Below are 17,918 nucleotides of genomic sequence, written 5' to 3' on the forward strand. Positions count from 1 at the left end.
GGTCCAGAGTGGAAATATTTCAGGGTTTTACAGGCTCTGATGGGTGGCCTGGGGCCATCAATCGGGGGCGTTTCCCGACCTGACAACCCCATGCACCTGTCATAAAGACCCGTCATGCCGTGCGAGGGTTCAACTCGACATGAAACCGGCAACCATTGGGCTCCATGGTACTGAGCGTGACGCTCCAGCCCTGGTCCTCGCAGATCCGCTGCACCAGCGACAAGCCCAGGCCCAGGCCTTCGCCGCGCTTCTCGGTGCCACGCACGAAGGGCTCGAACATCGCCTCGCGTTTTTCCTCAGGGATACCGACACCGCTGTCCTCGACCACGAAGCCGCAGGGTTCCAGGCTCAGGCGAATGAAGCCCTGTTCGGTGTAGTGCAAGGCATTACGCAGCAGGTTGCCCATCACCGCGTGCAGGAAGGTGGCGTTGTAGCGGGTATCCAGCGGCTGGCCGGCGTCGAACATCAGTTCCAGGCCCTTTTGCCGGATCGGCTCGCCCCACAGCCCCATCAGGTCCTCGGCCACCTGGCTCAAGGTCACCTGGGGCGACATGCCGTCTTCGCGCTGGGCCCGGGCCAGCATCAGGAAGGTCTGCACCAGTTCGCGCATTTCGCTGCACGCCCGGGCGATACGTTCGACCTGGGTCCGACCGCGCTGGTCGATCGCCGGGTTTTCCAGCAGCAGCTCGCAGGAAGTGGCCAGCACCATCAGGGGGGTACGCAGTTCGTGGCTGACGTCGCTGGTGAACAGGCGCTCGCGGGTCAGGGCCTGGCGCAGGCGTCCGAGGGTGGCGTCGAAGGCGACCGCCAGCTCGCCCACTTCGTCGGCGGCATAGTCCGGGGCCAATGGCGGCGCCAGCCCCAGCAACTGATCGCGGTGACGCACCTGGCGCGCCAGCCTGACCACCGGCGCCATGACCCGGCGCGCCAACACCCAGCCAAGGAACACCGCCAGGGCCAGGCTCAGCACGAAGCCCACCAGGACCACGGCGAACAGCACCCGTTCGCGCTCTTCGAAATCGCTCTGGTCCTGCAGCAGTACATAACGCCGGCCGTCGACCACCTCGACCATGGCGTGATACGACAGCTGTTCGCGGAAGACCTCATGAAAGCCCGGGGCCAGGTGCCGCAGGTCCTTGGGCAACTCGAAGTCGCCACGCCCGCCGCTGAAGTAAAACAGCTGGTCCGGCTCGGGACGGTGGCTCCAGTCGGAAACGTTGTCCATCAACAGCAGACGCTGCAGGTCGCCCCCCAGGCCCGCGGAAATCAGCTTCTCTTCAACAAGATGCACCGTCGCCACGATCCCCAGGGCGAAGGCTCCGGCCACCAGCGCGCTCATCAGCGCAAAGGCGATGATGATCCGCTGGGCAAGGCTTTGCTTAAACTCCATCACGCCCCTCGGCCAGGCGGTAACCGACACCGTGCACGGTATGCAGCAGCGGTTTGCCGAACGGCTTGTCGATCACCTGGCGCAACTGGTGAACGTGACTGCGCAGGCTGTCGCTGTCCGGGCAGTCGTCGCCCCACAGCGCTTCCTCGAGGATTTCGCGGCGCAGCACATGCGGGCTTTTCTGCATCAGCACCGCCAGCAACTTGAGCCCGACCGGGTTGAGCTTGAGCAGGCGCCCTTCGCGGGTGACTTCCAGGGTGTCGAGGTCATAGCTCAAGTCGCCCACTTGCAGGGCCCGACGGCCGCCACCCTGGGTGCGGCGCATCACCGCTTCGATACGGGCGGCCAGCTCGGACAAGGCAAACGGCTTGATCAGGTAATCGTCGGCCCCGGACTTGAAGCCCTGCAGGCGGTCGTCCAGTTGATCCCGGGCGGTGAGCATGATCACCGGCGTGTCGCGGCGAGCATCTTCGCGCAGGCGCTTGCACAGGGTGTAGCCATCGATACCCGGCAGCATGATGTCGAGCACGATCAGGTCGTAATGTTCGGTGGCGGCCAGGTGCAGGCCCGACAGACCATCCTGGGCACAGTCCACGGTATAGCCCTTAAGCCCCAGGTAATCGGCCAGGTTGGCCAGAATATCGCGGTTGTCTTCAACCAGTAGGATTCGCATGGGCACTCTCTCCACACACAGTGACGGCCATCTTGGCTCGCGCAGCTTAAGGCCAAGCGTGGCTGACGGCTAGGTTTGTTCGATCCTGCGCGGCGAATGCCGCCGCGGGGCGCCACGGCCTTGACGAGATTTTCACCCGAGGTTCACAGACTGACGACAACAGCCTGCCCAGACTCCGCGGGACCCCGCGACAGCAACGCGCCCTTCGAAGGATTTTCCATGGACTCATCCCTTGCCCGCCCCGCCTCCAGAGCATTGAACGGGTGGATCTGCCTGGGCGTTCCCGCCCTCGCCGCCATCACTCTGCTCCTGCTCGAACTGACCTCCCTGGACATGGACCTGGCCAAGGCCTTTTACGATCCCGCCGCTGGCGGCTTCATCGGCGGCCATAGTTATTTCCTGGAAAACATCCTGCATGACCGGGCCAAACAGGTGGTCATCGCCTTCTCGGTGTTCGCCATCATCGGTTTCATCGGCGCCTTCTTCGTCCCGCGTCTCAAGCCGTTCAAGCGCGAGCTGGGTTGCCTGGTGCTGTCGTTGGGCCTGGCCACCGCCTTCGTCACCCCGGTCAAGGCGGTCACCGCCGTGCAATGCCCGTGGAGCCTGAAAGAGTTCGGCGGCAAGGAAACCTACAGCGAACTGCTCAGCCCTCGGCCTGCTACCGACAAGCCCGGTCGCTGCTGGCCAGGCGGCCATGCCGCCACCGGTTTCACCTTGTTCGCGCTGTTTTTTGTCCTGCGTGACCGCCGTCCGCGCCTGGCGCGCCAGGCTCTGGTGTTCGCCTTTGCCCTGGGCTCGGTGTTTTCGGTCGGGCGCATGCTGCAGGGCGCGCACTTCTTTTCCCACAATGTCTGGACCGCGATTTTCTGCTGGCTGATCTGCCTGGGGACGTACTACTTCATTCTCTATCGACCGGCCGGCAAGGGCGACCCGCTGGCGGAGGCGCAGCCGGTCAACGCCTGAGGTCCTTTCGCCGGCTCGCTCCTGCCAGGGCAACACCGCCCTGCAGGAGCAGCCGATCGACGCTCGAGGGCTCGCGACAACCCAGTCTCCCGCCCATAAAAAAGCCCCGCTGGCTTTCGCCAGCGGGGCTTTTTCAGTGCAGGGGCAAGGCTGGCTTACATCATGCCGCCCATGCCACCCATGCCGCCCATGTCTGGCATGCCGCCGCCAGCTGGAGCGTCTTTCTTCGGTGCGTCGGCAACAGCTGCTTCGGTGGTCAGGATCAGACCGCCGATGGAAGCAGCGGCTTGCAGCGCCGAACGGGTCACCTTGGTTGGGTCCAGGATGCCCATTTCGATCATGTCGCCGTATTCGCCGGTAGCAGCGTTGTAACCGAAGTTACCTTTGCCGTTCTTCACTTCGTTGACCACGACGCTTGGCTCGTCACCGCTGTTGGCGGAGATCTGACGCAGCGGTGCTTCAACGGCGCGACGCAGAACCGCGATACCCACGTCCTGGTCAGCGTTGTCGCCCTTCAGGTCGACAATCGCTTGCAGGGCACGGATCAGGGCCACGCCACCGCCAGGCACCACGCCTTCTTCAACGGCTGCACGGGTAGCGTGCAGGGCGTCTTCAACGCGGGCTTTCTTCTCTTTCATTTCAACTTCGGAGCCAGCGCCAACCTTGATCACCGCAACGCCGCCGGACAGCTTGGCCAGACGCTCTTGCAGTTTTTCACGGTCGTAGTCCGAGGAAGTCTCGGCCACTTGAGCACGGATCTGAGCGATACGGGCTTCGATGTCGGCCTGGTTGCCAGCACCGTCGACAACGGTGGTGTTTTCCTTGGACAGGGTCACGCGCTTGGCGCTGCCCAGGTGCTCCAGGGTAGTGCTTTCCAGGCTCAGGCCGATCTCTTCGGAGATCACGGTACCGCCGGTCAGAACAGCGATGTCCTGCAGCATGGCCTTGCGACGATCGCCGAAGCCTGGCGCCTTGACGGCTGCGACTTTGACGATACCGCGCATGTTGTTCACAACCAGAGTCGCCAGGGCTTCGCCTTCGACGTCTTCAGCCACGATCAGCAGTGGGCGGCCGGCTTTGGCAACGGCTTCCAGCACTGGCAGCATTTCGCGGATGTTGGAGATCTTCTTGTCCACCAGCAGGATCAGCGGGCTGTCCAGCTCGGCAACCATGGTGTCTGGCTTGTTGACGAAGTAAGGGGACAGGTAACCGCGGTCGAACTGCATGCCTTCTACGACCGACAGTTCGTTTTCCAGGCCAGTGCCTTCTTCAACGGTGATCACGCCTTCTTTACCGACTTTTTCCATGGCTTCGGCAATGATGTCGCCGATGGAGTTGTCGGAGTTGGCGGAAATGGTACCTACCTGAGCGATGGCCTTGGTGTCGGCGCATGGCTTGGACAGAGCCTTGAGCTCCTTGACGATGGCGATGGTCGCCTTGTCGATGCCGCGCTTCAGATCCATCGGGTTCATGCCGGCAGCGACAGCCTTCAGGCCTTCGTTGACGATCGACTGAGCCAGAACGGTAGCGGTGGTGGTACCGTCGCCCGCGTCATCGTTGGCACGGGAGGCAACGTCCTTGACCAGCTGCGCGCCCATGTTTTCGAAACGGTCTTCCAGCTCGATTTCCTTGGCTACGGAAACGCCGTCCTTGGTGATGGTCGGAGCGCCGAAGCTCTTTTCCAGGATCACGTTACGGCCTTTCGGGCCCAGGGTCGCTTTTACCGCGTCAGCCAGGACGTTTACGCCGGTGAGCATTTTCTTGCGGGCGGAGTCGCCGAATTTAACTTCTTTAGCAGCCATGATCGATATTCCTTAAATACTGTGTAGTAGCGGGAAAATACGCGGGTAATCAGCCTTCGATAACAGCGAGAATCTCGTTCTCGGCCATTACCAGCAGATCTTCGCCATCGACTTTCACGGTGTTGCTGCCGGAGTACGGGCCGAACACCACTTTGTCACCCACTTTCACGGCCAGCGCACGTACTTCACCGCTTTCCAGCACTTTGCCGGTACCTACAGCGATCACTTCACCGCTGTTGGCTTTTTCAGCAGCCGAACCTGGCAGAACGATACCGCCAGCGGTTTTCTTTTCTTCTTCGCTGCGACGGATGACGACGCGGTCATGCAGAGGACGAAGCTTCATTGTCGATCTCTCCTAATTATGGTTTTCAGCGGCCGGTGTCGTTACCGGCGGGTTAACAAATCCGGCGTGGCCGGTTGCGGCTCGACGAGCGAGACGCGGAAGTCTGTCTGGTGTCGCCACCAGAAACCTTGCGGTGACCGATACATGAGGGCGCATAAGCTTATTACAAGGGCTGCCCAGGAAATTTTTTACGCCTTCGCCCGGGCCAAACGAACACGGCACCCGAAGGTGCCGTGTCAATCATCCAAGACCTCAGGAATCGCGGTGTTCGAACTCGCCTTCGATCACATTAGGCTCGCGCCCCACAGGGCGCTGCGGCGCCGGTCCACCACGGGCGGCCTGCAGGTCGTCGGCGAAAGCGCGCTGGCGCATGGCCTGTTCTTCGGCACGCTGACGCATCTTGCCGGCCATCAGGCGGCGGGTGATCGGCAGCAGCAGGAGCAGGCCGAACACATCGCTGATGAAGCCAGGCAGGATCAACAGGCCACCGGCCAGGGCCAGCATCAGGCCTTCAAGCATGGTCTGGGCCGGCAGCTCGCCGCGGTTCAGGCTTTCACGGGCACGCAACGCCGTGGCCAGCCCCGCGACACGCAGGACCAGCACCCCCAGCATCGAGCCCAGGATGATCAGCAGCAGCGCCGGGAAAAACCCGATCGCCGCGCTGACCTTGACGAATACGAACAGTTCCAGCACCGGGAACAGCAGAAAGAGCAACAGAAAAGGGCGCATCAAATGGTTTCCTCTACGGAAGGAAGAGTGCCTTCCAGTAGACCCTAAATGACGTCGGCGATTCGTGAATTCAAGCCTCGGCAGCCGCGTTTTTTGGCCACTGCTCGGCGTGAGCCAGGAAAACCAAGGCTTCGCGCACTTGTGTCGGCGTATTACAAGTACTTGGGAACGGCAGCCAGTACAGCCCCTGGCCGATCCGCAGGTGCATGCCCTCGGTATCGATGCCGGCCAGTTGCGCCACATCGGTTTTCGGCAACCCGGCCAGGTCGACGTAATGGGCGATGGCCTTGGCGTGATCGCTGTTCATGTGCTCGACCATGCTCGCCTCGGCCTTGCCGGCGAACGGGTTGGCCAGCGTCACCTGCTCGATCCAGTGGATCGCGCCAAAACCGCCGATGTAGCGATGACGTACCGGCTTGAGCCGCCAGAAATCGAAATCGTGGGCCTTGTGATAGTTCTGCGACTCCGGGAAATACCGGTAATAGCGCTCGGCTGCCGCCTCGATCGCCGCAGGGTCTTCGAGTTTTTCGGCCTCGGCCAGATAGGTCAGGCGCCCGACCGCCTGGACATCTTCCGCCTCACGCTCGCCCACCAGCAGCGAACACTTGGGGTCTTTCTGCAGGTTATGGGTGTGCTGGGCAATGCGGCTGATCAGGATCAGCGGCCGCCCCTGCTCGTCCAGGCAATAAGGCACCACCGAGCCGAAGGGAAAACCCGGCATGGCCTTGGAGTGCGTCGACAACACGCCACGGTATTCCTTGAGCAGTAATTCTCGTGCATGCTTGGCAGCTTCAACGCTCAATTTGTGACTCCTTATATAGAATCCGTCGAAAACAGACGAGCGCCTGGAGCAAAGTTCCAGCGGCGCCATCAGGGCAATTCTCATCTGCAGCCAGCTCATGTCCGATGCATAGAGAAGCGCCTTGGAAGGATAACCACTCCAGACCTGCTATCGGAGCATGCGAATGCAACTCAATGACAAAGTAATCATTATCACCGGCGGTTGCCAGGGCCTGGGCCGCTCCATGGCGGAGTATTTCGCCGCCAAGGGCGCCAGGCTGGCCCTGGTCGACCTGAACCAGGAAAAACTCGATCAGGCGGTTGCCGCCTGCCAGGCCGCGGGGGGTGAAGCCCGCGCCTACCTGTGCAATGTCGCCCATGAAGAGCAGGTGGAACACATGGTCGCCCAGGTCGCCGCGGACTTCGGCGCCATCCACGGCCTGATCAACAACGCCGGCATCCTGCGCGACGGCCTGCTGCTCAAGGTCAAGGACGGCGAGATGAGCAAGATGAGCCTGGCCCAATGGCAGTCGGTGATCGACGTCAACCTGACCGGCGTGTTCCTCTGCACCCGCGAAGTCGCGGCGAAGATGGTCGAGCTCAAGAGCAGCGGCGCGATCATCAACATCTCCTCCATCTCCCGCGCCGGCAATATCGGCCAGACCAACTACTCCGCCGCCAAGGCCGGGGTCGCCGCGGCGACCGTGACCTGGGCCAAGGAGCTGGCGCGCTACGGCATCCGCGTGGCCGGCATCGCACCGGGCTTCATCGAAACCGAAATGACCCTGGGCATGAAACCCGAAGCCCTGGAGAAAATGACCTCCGGCATTCCGCTCAAGCGCATGGGCAAGCCGGAAGAAATCGCTCATTCGGCGGCCTATATCTTCGAGAACGACTACTACACCGGGCGGATTCTGGAACTGGATGGCGGCCTGCGGCTCTGAGCCCTGCCGCCAAGGAACTGCCCATGAAAAGGAACCGCCCATGAAAAAGCCCGGTGCAGTGCACCGGGCTTTTTTGTTGCCCAACCGCCTCAGTCGTCGCTGACGGTAATGTTCGGCATCGCCGGTGCCGCGGCTTCCTGCAGCACGATGCGCGCGCCGACCTGGCGGGCCAGTTCCTGATAGACCATGGCGATCTGGCTTTCCGGCTCGGCAATCACGGTCGGCTTGCCACCATCGGCCTGCTCGCGAATCAGCATCGACAACGGCAACGAGGCCAGCAGTTCGACGCCGTACTGGGTCGCCAGCTTCTCGCCGCCGCCTTCGCCAAACAAATGCTCGGCGTGGCCACAGTTGGAGCAGATGTGCACCGCCATGTTTTCCACCACGCCCAGCACCGGGATGTTGACCTTGCGGAACATCTCCACGCCTTTGCGGGCGTCCAGCAACGCCAGGTCCTGGGGGGTGGTGACGATGACCGCGCCGGCCACCGGGACCTTCTGCGCCAGGGTCAGCTGGATATCGCCGGTGCCCGGCGGCATGTCGATCACCAGGTAGTCCAGGTCGCCCCAGGCGGTCTGGGTCACCAACTGCAGCAAGGCCCCGGACACCATCGGACCGCGCCAGACCATCGGCGTGTTGTCGTCAGTCAGGAAGGCCATGGACATGACCTCGACCCCGTGGGATTTGATCGGCACGAACCATTTCTGGTCCTTGACCTGCGGCCGGGTGCCCTCGGCGATGCCGAACATGATGCCCTGGCTCGGGCCATAGATGTCGGCATCGAGAATCCCCACCCGGGCGCCTTCGCGGGCCAGGGCCAGGGCCAGGTTGGCCGCGGTGGTGGACTTGCCCACGCCGCCCTTGCCGGACGCCACCGCTATCACGTTCTTGACGTTGGCCAGGCCCGGAACCTGGGCCTGGGCCTTGTGCGCGGCGATCACACTGGTGACTTCGACCTTGGCCGCCGTCACGCCATCCAGGCCTTCGATGGCCAGTTGCAGCATCTGCGCCCAGCCGCTCTTGAACAGGCCGGCGGCATAACCCAGCTCGAGCTGGACCGCGACCCGGTCGCCCTGGACATCGATGGAACGGACACAACCGGCGCTGACCGGGTCCTGGTTCAGGTAGGGGTCGGTGTACTGGCGAAGAACGGCTTCCACCGCTGCGCGATTGACGGCGCTCATGGGCAACTCCGATAACAAGACGGGAAAATCAGGCGGCTATCCTACGCCGGACACCGATTCGTGGCGAGGGAGCTCGGCCTTTGCCATGAATCCGGGCGACTACCCCACCCGGAAACCGGCCCGAAGGGTGAAAAATATGTGCCGGCGCTTTATAGTGGCCGACCTCCGTTTCATCAAGTAGCCGAGCCCCATGTCCGAGCCACGCAAGATCCTCGTCACCAGCGCCCTGCCCTATGCCAATGGTTCGATCCACCTTGGCCACATGCTTGAGTACATCCAGACCGATATGTGGGTGCGCTTCCAGAAGCATCGCGGCAATCAATGCATCTATGTCTGCGCGGACGACGCTCACGGCTCGGCCATCATGCTGCGCGCCGAAAAAGAAGGCATCACCCCGGAACAACTGATCGCCAACGTCCAGGCCGAACACAGCGCCGACTTTGCCGACTTCCTGGTGGACTTCGACAACTTCCACTCGACCCACGCCGAAGAAAACCGCGAGCTGTCGAGCCAGATCTACCTGAAGCTGCGCGACGCCGGGCATATCGCCACGCGCTCGATCACTCAGTATTTCGACCCGGAAAAACAGATGTTCCTGGCCGACCGCTTCATCAAGGGCACCTGCCCGAAATGCGGCACCGAGGACCAGTACGGCGACAACTGCGAAAAATGCGGCGCCACCTACGCGCCTACCGACCTGAAGGACCCGAAGTCGGCGATCTCCGGCGCCACTCCGGTGCTCAAGGATTCCCAGCACTTCTTCTTCAAGCTGCCGGACTTCCAGCAGATGCTGCAGGAATGGACCCGCAGCGGCACCCTGCAGGACGCCGTGGCGAACAAGATCGCCGAATGGCTGGACGTCGGCCTGCAACAGTGGGACATCTCCCGCGACGCGCCGTATTTCGGCTTCGAGATCCCGGACGAACCGGGCAAGTACTTCTACGTCTGGCTGGACGCACCGATCGGCTACATGGCCAGCTTCAAGAACCTGTGCAACCGCACGCCGGAGCTGGACTTCGATGCGTTCTGGGGCAAGGACTCCAGCGCCGAGCTGTACCACTTCATCGGCAAGGACATCGTCAACTTCCACGCGCTGTTCTGGCCTGCCATGCTCGAAGGCGCCGGCTACCGCAAGCCGACCGCCATCAACGTGCACGGCTACCTGACCGTCAACGGCCAGAAGATGTCCAAGTCCCGCGGCACCTTCATCAAGGCCCGTACCTACCTGGAACACCTGTCGCCGGAATACCTGCGTTACTACTACGCGGCCAAGCTGGGCCGCGGCGTCGACGACCTGGACCTGAACCTCGAAGACTTCGTGCAGAAGGTCAACTCCGACCTGGTGGGCAAGGTGGTGAACATCGCCAGCCGTTGCGCCGGTTTCATCCACAAAGGCAATGCCGGCCTGCTGGTGGACCAGAACGCCGCGCCGGAACTGACCGACGCCTTCCTGGCCGCAGCGCCAAGCATCGCCGACGCTTATGAAGCCCGCGACTTCGCCCGTGCCATGCGCGAAATCATGGCCCTGGCCGACCGCGCCAACGCCTGGATCGCCGACAAGGCGCCCTGGTCGCTGAACAAGCAGGAAGGCAAGCAGGATGAGGTCCAGGCGATCTGCGCCACCGGCGTCAACCTGTTCCGCCAGCTGGTGATCTTCCTCAAGCCGGTGCTGCCGCTGCTGGCCGCCGACGCCGAGGCGTTCCTCAATGTCGCCCCGCTGACCTGGAACGACCACCAGAACCTGCTGAGCAACCATCAGCTGAACGAATTCAAGCCGCTGATGACGCGGATCGACCCAGTAAAAGTGCAAGCCATGACCGACGCCTCGAAAGAAGACCTGACCGCCAGCCAGACCGATACCGCCGCGCCCCAGGGCAATGGCGAACTGGCCAAGGATCCACTGTCGCCAGAAATCGACTTCGACACGTTCGCCGCCGTCGATCTGCGCGTGGCCCTGATCGTCAAGGCCGAGCACGTGGAAGGCGCCGACAAGCTGCTGCGCCTGACTCTGGATATCGGTGACGAGCAGCGCAATGTGTTCTCCGGGATCAAGAGCGCTTACCCGGATCCGTCCAAGCTCGACGGTCGCCTGACCATGATGATCGCCAACCTCAAGCCACGGAAAATGAAATTCGGCATTTCCGAAGGCATGGTGATGGCGGCCGGTCCCGGCGGCGAAGAGATCTACCTGCTGAGCCCGGACAGCGGCGCCAAGCCGGGCCAGCGGATCAAGTAACTCCGCTTGCAGGACCGATCCCCCCGTCGCGCCGCCGCGTGGCGGGGGGATTTTCATATCTGGATGGGCCGGCGTCCTTGCCGGATAATTGCCCAGTCTGATAATTGCCTAGTCTTCAGGTATACGCCCGCCCTCACCGGCCACGAACATGACCGAGATTGTCCTCACGCTCATCAGTGCCGCCCTGATCAACAACTTCGTGTTGCAGTGGCCGCTGGGCGTCGACCCGCTGTTGCAGGCCGGCGCCGAGCCTCCGTTCGCCCGGCGCCGGGTGCATGCCCTGGGGATCGCCACCAGTTGCCTGATGCTGCTCTGCAGCCTGCTGGGTTATGGGTTGTACCAGGCGTTGTTGCTGCCACTGGGCCTGGCTTCATTGCACTTGTTCGTGTTCCTGCCGCTCGCCGTGCTGCTGATCGCCCCGCTGCTCAGGCTGCTGGCGCGGATGCTGCCCGGGCTGCCATTCGACGGTCTCTGGCCGCTGCTGCTGGGCAATGCCGGCGTGCTCGGCGCGTTGCTGCTGGCGGTCCAGGCCAACCGTGGGCTCGGGTTTAGTCTCGCCCTGGGCCTGGGCGCCGGTCTCGGTTTCTGGCTGGTGCTGAGCCTGTTCAGCGACCTGCGCCAGCGTACTCTCAACAACGATGTGCCCCTGCCCTTTCGCGGCCTGCCGATCGACCTGATCGGCGCCGGCCTGATGGCCGTGGCATTTCTCGGCTTCAACGGACTGCTCAAGACATGAGTCTGATTCAACGCATCGACGCCCTGCTGCCGCAGACCCAATGCGGCAAGTGCGGCCACTCCGGATGCAAGCCCTACGCCGAAGGCATCGCCAGCGGCGAGGCGATCAACAAGTGCCCGCCCGGTGGCGATGAAACCATTGCCGGCCTGGCCAGGCTGCTGAACGTGCCGGTGCTGGAGCTGGATATCAGCCGTGGCTTGGCGCCGGCCCAGGTGGCCTTTATCCGCGAGGCCGAATGCATCGGCTGCACCAAGTGCATCCAGGCCTGCCCGGTGGACGCCATCGTCGGCGCGGCCAAGCAGATGCACACGGTGCTGATCGACGAATGCACCGGCTGCGACCTCTGCGTGGCGCCGTGCCCGGTGGATTGCATCGAGATGCACCCGCTGCCCGGCAGCATCCTGCCCATCGTCGGTGGCCTGGCCACCAGCCCCGAAGAGCAACGCGCCCGAGCCACCAAACGCGACCATGCGCGCCAGCGCTTCGAGCGCCGCAACGCCCGCCTGGAACGCGAAGAACAACACAGGCAGGCCGAGCGTGCCGCCCGCGCGCAACGAGCCGCCCAGCCCAGTGACAACGCGCCGAACCCGGTACAGGCCGCCATCGAGCGGGTACAGGCGCAAAAGGCCGCCGCAGTCGATGCTGCGGTGAAAAAAGCCAAGATCGACCTGGCGATGAGCCGGGCCCAACTGAACAAATCGCTGAAAGCCTTCGGGCATCCCCCGACCTTCGAGCAACAGACGCAATTGATCGTCCTGCAGCGCCAGTTCGAGGCCGCCGAGCAAGCCCTTGCCCAGCTCGAAAGCTCGGTCGAAACGGTAGCTTCAGCGCCCCCCGCCAAGGACGCCAACCTCAAGCGCGCCAAAATCCAGCTGGCGACGCGTCGCGCAGAACTGAAAAAGGCCCAGGATAACCAGGCGCCGGCCGAGCAACTGGCCAGCCTGGCTCAGGCCCTGAAGGACGCGGAGCAGGCCCTGCACGCGGCCGAGGACGCCTGCGGCAAGCCGGCGCCCGATCTCGTGCGGACCGAGAAGCGCCCGATCGACGCCCGCCTGCGGCAGTTGAAAACCGCACTGGCCTACGCCCGGGCGGAAGTCAGCAATCTGGAACGTCACAGCGACACCCCAGCGCCGCAACTGGCCGAGGCCCGCGAACGACTGGCCGAAGCCGAGCGCCAGGTACAAGCCCATGACGCCCCTTGAGCAACCGGACGAACGCCTGCGGCAAGCCATGCAGCGGGTGCTCCTGGCGACCCTGCCGGGGCTGCTGGCGCTCTTCTGGTGGTTTGGCTGGGGAGTGCTGCTCAACCTGCTGTTGAGCGCTGTCACCGCCCTCGCCGTCGAAGCCGCGGTGCTCAGGTTGCGCCACTGGCCATTGCGCCCGTTTCTGGGCGACGGCAGCGCGCTGGTCAGCGCCACCCTGCTGGCCCTGGCCCTGCCGCCTTACTGCCCCTGGTGGCTGACGGTCAGCGCGGCGGCCGGCGCCCTGTTGTTCGGCAAACACCTGTATGGCGGCGTCGGCAAGAACCCGTTCAACCCGGCGATGCTCGGTTATGCCCTGGTGCTGGTGTCGTTCCCGCAGCAGATGACCCATTGGCCCGCGCCCCCTGGCCTGGACCTGTCGCTCGGCCTGCAACAGGTCTTCGGCTTCTCCAGCACTGCGCCCGATGCCTGGGCCCAGGCTACGGCGCTCGACAGCCTGCGGATCAACAAGAGCCTGACCATCGATGAACTGTTCGCCGGCAATGCCGCCTTCGGTCATTTCGGCGGCAGAGCGGTGGAATGGATCAACCTGGCGTTTCTCGTCGGCGGCGCCTTTTTGCTGCAACAGCGAGTGTTCAGCTGGCATGCACCGGCCGGCATGCTCGGCAGCCTGTTCGTCATCAGCCTACTGTGCTGGAACGGCTCAGGGTCCGATTCCCATGGCTCACCGGTGTTCCACCTGCTGACGGGCGCGACCATGCTCGGCGCCTTTTTCATCGTCACCGAGCCGGTCTCCGGCCCCAGGAGCGCCAAAGCCCGCCTGCTGTTCGGCGTGGGGGTCGGCCTGCTGACCTACCTGATCCGGACCTGGGGCGGTTACCCGGACGGCGTGGCCTTCGCGGTGCTGCTGATGAACCTCGCCGTCCCGGCCCTGGAGCGCCTGGTCGCGGCGTCCCGCGAGCCTTCCCTGCCATGAACCGCGCAACCCACCTGGGCCTGTTGCTATTGCTGGCGGCTGTCGGTGTCACCGGCACCTTCCTCGTCCAGCAAGCCTCGGCCCCCCGTATCGAACGCGAACAGCGCGCCATCCAGGCCCGCACCCTGCTGGATATCCTGCCCGCCGGCAGCTATGACAATCAGCCGCTGGATCAGCCCCTGCACCTGGATGGCGTTCAGCTCAGCCACAGCACCCTGCTCGCCGGTTATCGCGCCACCCGCAACGGCCAGCCCAGCGCCGTGCTGCTGCGCACCCAGGTCAGCGGTTACGGCGGCCCGCTCGAGCTGCTGATCGGCATCGCCGCCAATGGCAGACTGCTGGGCAGCAAAGCCCTCAAGCACTCGGAAACGCCCGGGCTGGGCGCGCGCATCGGCGAACGCCCCAATGCCTGGCTGCAAGGTTTCATCGGCAAGTCCCTGGACGAACCGGGCGACGCCGGCTGGGGGCTGAAAAAGGACAACGGCCAGTTCGACCAGATGGCCGGGGCCACCATCACCTCACGGGCGGTGATCGAGGGGATTCACGACAGCCTGCGCTACTTCGATGAGCACCGCGAACAGCTGCTGGGAAGCCCCGCCCATGAATAAATCATCGACCCTGCAGAACACCCTGATGCTGACACCGCTGATCGGCGCCAGCGATTCCCTGGTCAAGGCCCTGGGCCTGGCCCTGGTCTTTCTCTGCGTGAGCAGCCTGTTCGGCCTGGGCATGAACGCCCTGCGCCCGCGGCTGGCGGGGCAGAGCCGGCTGGGCGCCAGTATCCTGCTCAGCGCCACGCTCACCAGTTGTGCCAGCCTGGCCGCCCAGGCCTGGGCATTCGAACTGCAACAACAGCTGGCGCTCTATCTGGGCCTGATCGCCGTGCAGTGCGTGGTGCTGGAACACCAGGACTTTTTCCAGCGCCCCGTGCGCCTGCGTTTCGCCGGCCTGTTCTGCCTGCTGCTGATCGGCCTGGGCGCGCTGCGCGAGGTGCTCGGCAGCGGCGTCCTCGGCCGCCACCTGCCATGGTTGCTGGGGATGACCGACCTCGACTGGCCAGGCTGGGTCCTGGCTTCCCAGGGTGGCCTGCATTTGCTGACGCTTGCCCCTGGCGGTTTTATCCTGTTGGGGCTGCTACTGGCCGCCCGACAGGCCTGGGCCGCTGCTTCGACCTCACACCGACCGCCTTCAAGGAAATGACTCACCCATGAATGCCGCAAAACGCCTGGAAATTTTCCGCAGGCTCCACGAAGACAATCCGGAACCGAAAACCGAGCTGGCCTATTCGTCGCCCTTCGAGCTGCTGATTGCCGTGATCCTCTCGGCCCAGTCCACCGATGTCGGGGTCAACAAGGCGACAGCCAAGCTGTTCCCGGTGGCCAATACCCCGGCCGCCATCCATGCCCTTGGCGTCGAAGGCCTGTCCGAGTACATCAAGACCATCGGCCTGTACAACAGCAAGGCCAAGAACGTGATCGAAACCTGCCGCCTGCTGGTGGAACGGCACAACAGCGAAGTGCCCCAGACCCGGGAAGAGCTCGAAGCCCTGCCGGGCGTCGGCAGGAAGACCGCCAACGTGGTGCTCAATACCGCTTTCCGCCAACTGACCATGGCCGTCGATACGCACATCTTTCGGGTGAGCAACCGCACCGGGCTGGCCCCCGGAAAGAATGTGCTGGAGGTCGAACAGAAGCTGATGAAGTTCGTCCCCAAGGAGTTCCTGCTCGACTCTCACCACTGGCTGATTCTCCATGGCCGCTACGTGTGCCTGGCCCGCAAGCCACGCTGCGGAAGCTGCCGGATCGAGGATCTGTGCGAATACAAGCACAAGACTTCCGACGATTGAGCAATCATTGATTTTGACGATGACTCGATTGAAAAAATCTTTTTTACCAGTCCTGAGAATGTCGATATAAGGAGCGCCAATGGCAGTCTTAGCCTGGAGTTAACCTTATGAGTACTGGCAAAGAACAACTGGACGTAGAAGACGACTTCACCGCGGTTGAAACAGAAGATGCCGAACCCGTGGTCGAGGTCGCCAAGACCAACTTGAGCAAACGTCGGACCATCGACAACCTTCTGGAAGAGCGGCGCTTGCAAAAGCAACTGGCCGATTACGACTTTGATCTCTAGCAACAAAAAAGCCTCCTTTCACGGAGGCTTTTTTGTTGCGCCGCGGATATCACGCTCGCGGTTCAAAGCAGGCAATGCAGACCGAGCAATCCGAGTTCGCCGGCGGGCAGCAATGTCCTGCCTTCACGCGGGCCACCTTCATGCCAATTGATGGCGCTTGGCGAACTCGATCAGGTCCACCAGCGAACGGGCGTTGAGCTTGCCCAATAACCGCCTCTTGTAGGTGCTCACCGTCTTGCTGCTCAAACATAAACCTTCGGCAATCTCCTTGTTGGTCTGCCCCCCGGCGAGTTGCTTGAGGACCATCAGTTCCCGGCCGGAAAGGCTGGACAGCATCCCCTCCTCGCTGGCGATGCCCAGGCTGGAGCGCAAGGTATGCAGGGCTTCGTTGGGAAAATAGCTGTAGCCGGCCAATACCGCCCTGACAGCACTGATCAGTTCGGTGATGTCCTGCTGCTTGCACACATAACCCGCCGCCCCGGCCTGCATGCAGCGCATGGAGAAGGGGCCAGGTACTTGCAGGCTCAATACCAGCACTTTGATCGACATGGCTTTTGATGCAAGCCTGGCGATAACTTCCAGGCCATCGAGTTTGGGAATACCAATATCGAGAATAAGAATGTCCGGAATATGTTCATAAGACAGTTTCAGGGCATCCATGCCATTGTCCGCTTCGGCAACAACTTCAAAACCGTGCCGTTCCATCAGCATGCGCACCGCCAATCGAGTGACGGGATGATCATCGACGATCAAAACTTTCTTCATGGGTCAGTCCAGAGTCCGCTATTGGTTTTTAAGCAAACACCATAACCCAGTCATTTGGCCCGTGGCATGGCCACCCCCTGAGCCAGCAGTGCCCAGAGAAGTTCCTTACAAGCAATACGGATTTGCCTTACAAAAAAATTTAAAGGCCTGCCCATATATATTAAACACCCCTGTCACTCCTACACTTTGTACTGAAAAGAGCATACAGAAAGATGGCCGATAACCATTGAGACAATCAAACCCCGAAATAACTTAGTTGATAACTTGCAGGTATCGGCCTTGAATCGATTGATCGCCGGACATAAAAAAGCCCCGCTCATGGCGGGGCTTTTTTAAACGGCTCAAGGCATCAGGACAAAGTCCGCCCCTTGTTGGCCGCAATACGCATGCGCAAGGCATTGAGCTTGATGAAGCCGGCCGCGTCCGCCTGGTTGTAGGCGCCGCCATCTTCCTCGAAGGTCGCGATGTTGGCGTCGAACAGCGACTGGTCGGACTTGCGACCGGTGACGATCACATTGCCCTTGTACAGCTTCAGGCGAACCACACCGTTCACATGCACCTGGGAGGCGTCGATCATCTGTTGCAGCATCAGGCGCTCAGGGCTCCACCAGTAGCCGGTGTAGATCAGGCTGGCGTACTTGGGCATCAGCTCGTCCTTGAGGTGAGCCACTTCGCGGTCCAGGGTGATCGATTCGATCGCCCGGTGAGCGCGCAGCATGATGGTGCCGCCTGGGGTTTCGTAGCAGCCGCGGGACTTCATGCCGACATAGCGGTTTTCCACGATATCCAGACGACCGATGCCGTTCTCGCCGCCGATGCGGTTCAGGGTCGCCAGCACGGTGGCCGGGGTCATCTCGACGCCGTCGATCGCCACGATGTCGCCGTTGCGGTAGGTCAGCTCGATGTAGGTCGGGGTGTTGGGAGCCTTCTCCGGGGAGACGGTCCAGCGCCACATGTCTTCTTCGTGCTCGGTCCAGGTGTCTTCCAGCACGCCGCCTTCATAGGAGATGTGCAGCAGGTTGTATGAAGTGAGCAAGCCGGTGGAAAGCCCGCTGCTGCCGG

The 17,918-nt window shown here is 62.6% G+C and carries 18 protein-coding genes and 1 pseudogene; 10 read left to right on the top strand and 9 right to left on the bottom strand.

The window, feature by feature from the left end:
* Positions 1-112 precede the first annotated feature (112 nt).
* Together ACQKQA_RS21490 and colR are read right to left on the bottom strand one after the other, a co-directional pair.
* Positions 113-1,390: a sensor histidine kinase gene (locus tag ACQKQA_RS21490; protein ID WP_427562088.1), complete on the bottom strand. Its 1,278-nt coding sequence runs from the start codon at positions 1,388-1,390 to the stop codon at positions 113-115.
* Positions 1,380-2,063 (bottom strand): two-component system response regulator ColR, encoded by a 684-nt coding sequence (colR, locus tag ACQKQA_RS21495; protein WP_427562091.1) that lies wholly within the window; start codon positions 2,061-2,063, stop codon positions 1,380-1,382. Before colR ends, ACQKQA_RS21490 begins: the two co-directional genes overlap by 11 nt.
* A 219-nt stretch (positions 2,064-2,282) precedes the next feature.
* Between colR and ACQKQA_RS21500 the strand changes: the two genes are divergently transcribed.
* Positions 2,283-3,026 carry a phosphatase PAP2 family protein gene (locus ACQKQA_RS21500; protein WP_427562094.1) on the top strand — a complete coding sequence of 248 codons (744 nt, stop codon included), beginning with the start codon at positions 2,283-2,285 and terminating at the stop codon, positions 3,024-3,026.
* 155 nt (positions 3,027-3,181) lie between these two features.
* Here ACQKQA_RS21500 and groL read toward each other — a convergent pair whose 3' ends face one another.
* The 4 genes from groL to ACQKQA_RS21520 all read right to left on the bottom strand — a co-directional run bounded on the left by groL (position 3,182) and on the right by ACQKQA_RS21520 (position 6,702).
* Positions 3,182-4,828 (bottom strand): chaperonin GroEL, encoded by a 1,647-nt coding sequence (groL, locus tag ACQKQA_RS21505; protein ID WP_427562097.1) that lies wholly within the window; start codon positions 4,826-4,828, stop codon positions 3,182-3,184.
* Between the two features lie 49 nt (positions 4,829-4,877).
* Positions 4,878-5,171 (bottom strand): co-chaperone GroES, encoded by a 294-nt coding sequence (locus tag ACQKQA_RS21510; RefSeq protein WP_058435399.1) that lies wholly within the window; start codon positions 5,169-5,171, stop codon positions 4,878-4,880.
* A gap of 252 nt (positions 5,172-5,423) precedes the next feature.
* Positions 5,424-5,900, bottom strand: coding sequence for an FxsA family protein (locus ACQKQA_RS21515; protein WP_427562100.1), 477 nt, complete (start codon positions 5,898-5,900; stop codon positions 5,424-5,426).
* A 70-nt stretch (positions 5,901-5,970) separates the two neighbouring features.
* Positions 5,971-6,702, bottom strand: a complete 732-nt coding sequence (locus tag ACQKQA_RS21520; protein ID WP_427562103.1) for a HugZ family protein — start codon at positions 6,700-6,702, stop codon at positions 5,971-5,973.
* A 163-nt stretch (positions 6,703-6,865) separates the two neighbouring features.
* Between ACQKQA_RS21520 and ACQKQA_RS21525 the strand changes: the two genes are divergently transcribed.
* Positions 6,866-7,624, top strand: a complete 759-nt coding sequence (locus tag ACQKQA_RS21525; protein ID WP_427562106.1) for an SDR family oxidoreductase — start codon at positions 6,866-6,868, stop codon at positions 7,622-7,624.
* Between the two features lie 89 nt (positions 7,625-7,713).
* Here ACQKQA_RS21525 and apbC read toward each other — a convergent pair whose 3' ends face one another.
* Positions 7,714-8,808 (bottom strand): iron-sulfur cluster carrier protein ApbC, encoded by a 1,095-nt coding sequence (apbC, locus tag ACQKQA_RS21530; protein WP_427562108.1) that lies wholly within the window; start codon positions 8,806-8,808, stop codon positions 7,714-7,716.
* 190 nt (positions 8,809-8,998) lie between these two features.
* On the opposite strand from apbC, the gene metG reads away from it, so the two are divergent.
* The 8 genes from metG (at position 8,999) to ACQKQA_RS21570 (ending at position 16,091) form a co-directional block, all read left to right on the top strand.
* On the top strand, positions 8,999-11,044 hold the full coding sequence (gene metG / locus ACQKQA_RS21535) for a methionine--tRNA ligase (protein ID WP_427562110.1): 2,046 nt from the start codon (positions 8,999-9,001) through the stop codon (positions 11,042-11,044).
* A 148-nt stretch (positions 11,045-11,192) separates the two neighbouring features.
* The gene (locus ACQKQA_RS21540; protein ID WP_427562113.1) at positions 11,193-11,780 is read left to right on the top strand and encodes an Rnf-Nqr domain containing protein; all 588 of its coding nucleotides are present in this window, start codon (positions 11,193-11,195) and stop codon (positions 11,778-11,780) included.
* Positions 11,777-12,982, top strand: a complete 1,206-nt coding sequence (gene rsxB, locus ACQKQA_RS21545; RefSeq protein ID WP_427562116.1) for an electron transport complex subunit RsxB — start codon at positions 11,777-11,779, stop codon at positions 12,980-12,982. Before ACQKQA_RS21540 ends, rsxB begins: the two co-directional genes overlap by 4 nt.
* The gene (locus tag ACQKQA_RS21550) at positions 12,969-13,958 is read left to right on the top strand and encodes an RnfABCDGE type electron transport complex subunit D (protein ID WP_427562119.1); all 990 of its coding nucleotides are present in this window, start codon (positions 12,969-12,971) and stop codon (positions 13,956-13,958) included. Before rsxB ends, ACQKQA_RS21550 begins: the two co-directional genes overlap by 14 nt.
* On the top strand, positions 13,955-14,566 hold the full coding sequence (locus tag ACQKQA_RS21555) for an RnfABCDGE type electron transport complex subunit G (RefSeq protein ID WP_427562122.1): 612 nt from the start codon (positions 13,955-13,957) through the stop codon (positions 14,564-14,566). The genes ACQKQA_RS21550 and ACQKQA_RS21555 overlap by 4 nt, the downstream gene beginning before the upstream one ends.
* Positions 14,559-15,158 (top strand): Rnf-Nqr domain containing protein, encoded by a 600-nt coding sequence (locus ACQKQA_RS21560; RefSeq protein ID WP_427562125.1) that lies wholly within the window; start codon positions 14,559-14,561, stop codon positions 15,156-15,158. Before ACQKQA_RS21555 ends, ACQKQA_RS21560 begins: the two co-directional genes overlap by 8 nt.
* A gap of 7 nt (positions 15,159-15,165) precedes the next feature.
* Positions 15,166-15,804, top strand: coding sequence for an endonuclease III (gene nth / locus ACQKQA_RS21565; protein ID WP_427562128.1), 639 nt, complete (start codon positions 15,166-15,168; stop codon positions 15,802-15,804).
* A gap of 107 nt (positions 15,805-15,911) precedes the next feature.
* Complete coding sequence (locus ACQKQA_RS21570; protein ID WP_427562131.1) at positions 15,912-16,091, top strand: PA3496 family putative envelope integrity protein; 180 nt, start codon at positions 15,912-15,914, stop codon at positions 16,089-16,091.
* A 138-nt stretch (positions 16,092-16,229) separates the two neighbouring features.
* Here ACQKQA_RS21570 and ACQKQA_RS21575 read toward each other — a convergent pair whose 3' ends face one another.
* Both ACQKQA_RS21575 and ACQKQA_RS21580 read right to left on the bottom strand, forming a co-directional pair.
* The gene (locus ACQKQA_RS21575) at positions 16,230-16,856 is read right to left on the bottom strand and encodes a response regulator (protein WP_427562134.1); all 627 of its coding nucleotides are present in this window, start codon (positions 16,854-16,856) and stop codon (positions 16,230-16,232) included.
* Between the two features lie 349 nt (positions 16,857-17,205).
* Positions 17,206-17,918, bottom strand: a pseudogene (locus tag ACQKQA_RS21580) (argininosuccinate synthase); the annotation flags it as partial.

This window comes from Pseudomonas sp. NPDC089530 (assembly GCF_050280705.1).
In the GTDB taxonomy this organism is placed as follows: Bacteria; Pseudomonadota; Gammaproteobacteria; order Pseudomonadales; family Pseudomonadaceae; genus Aquipseudomonas.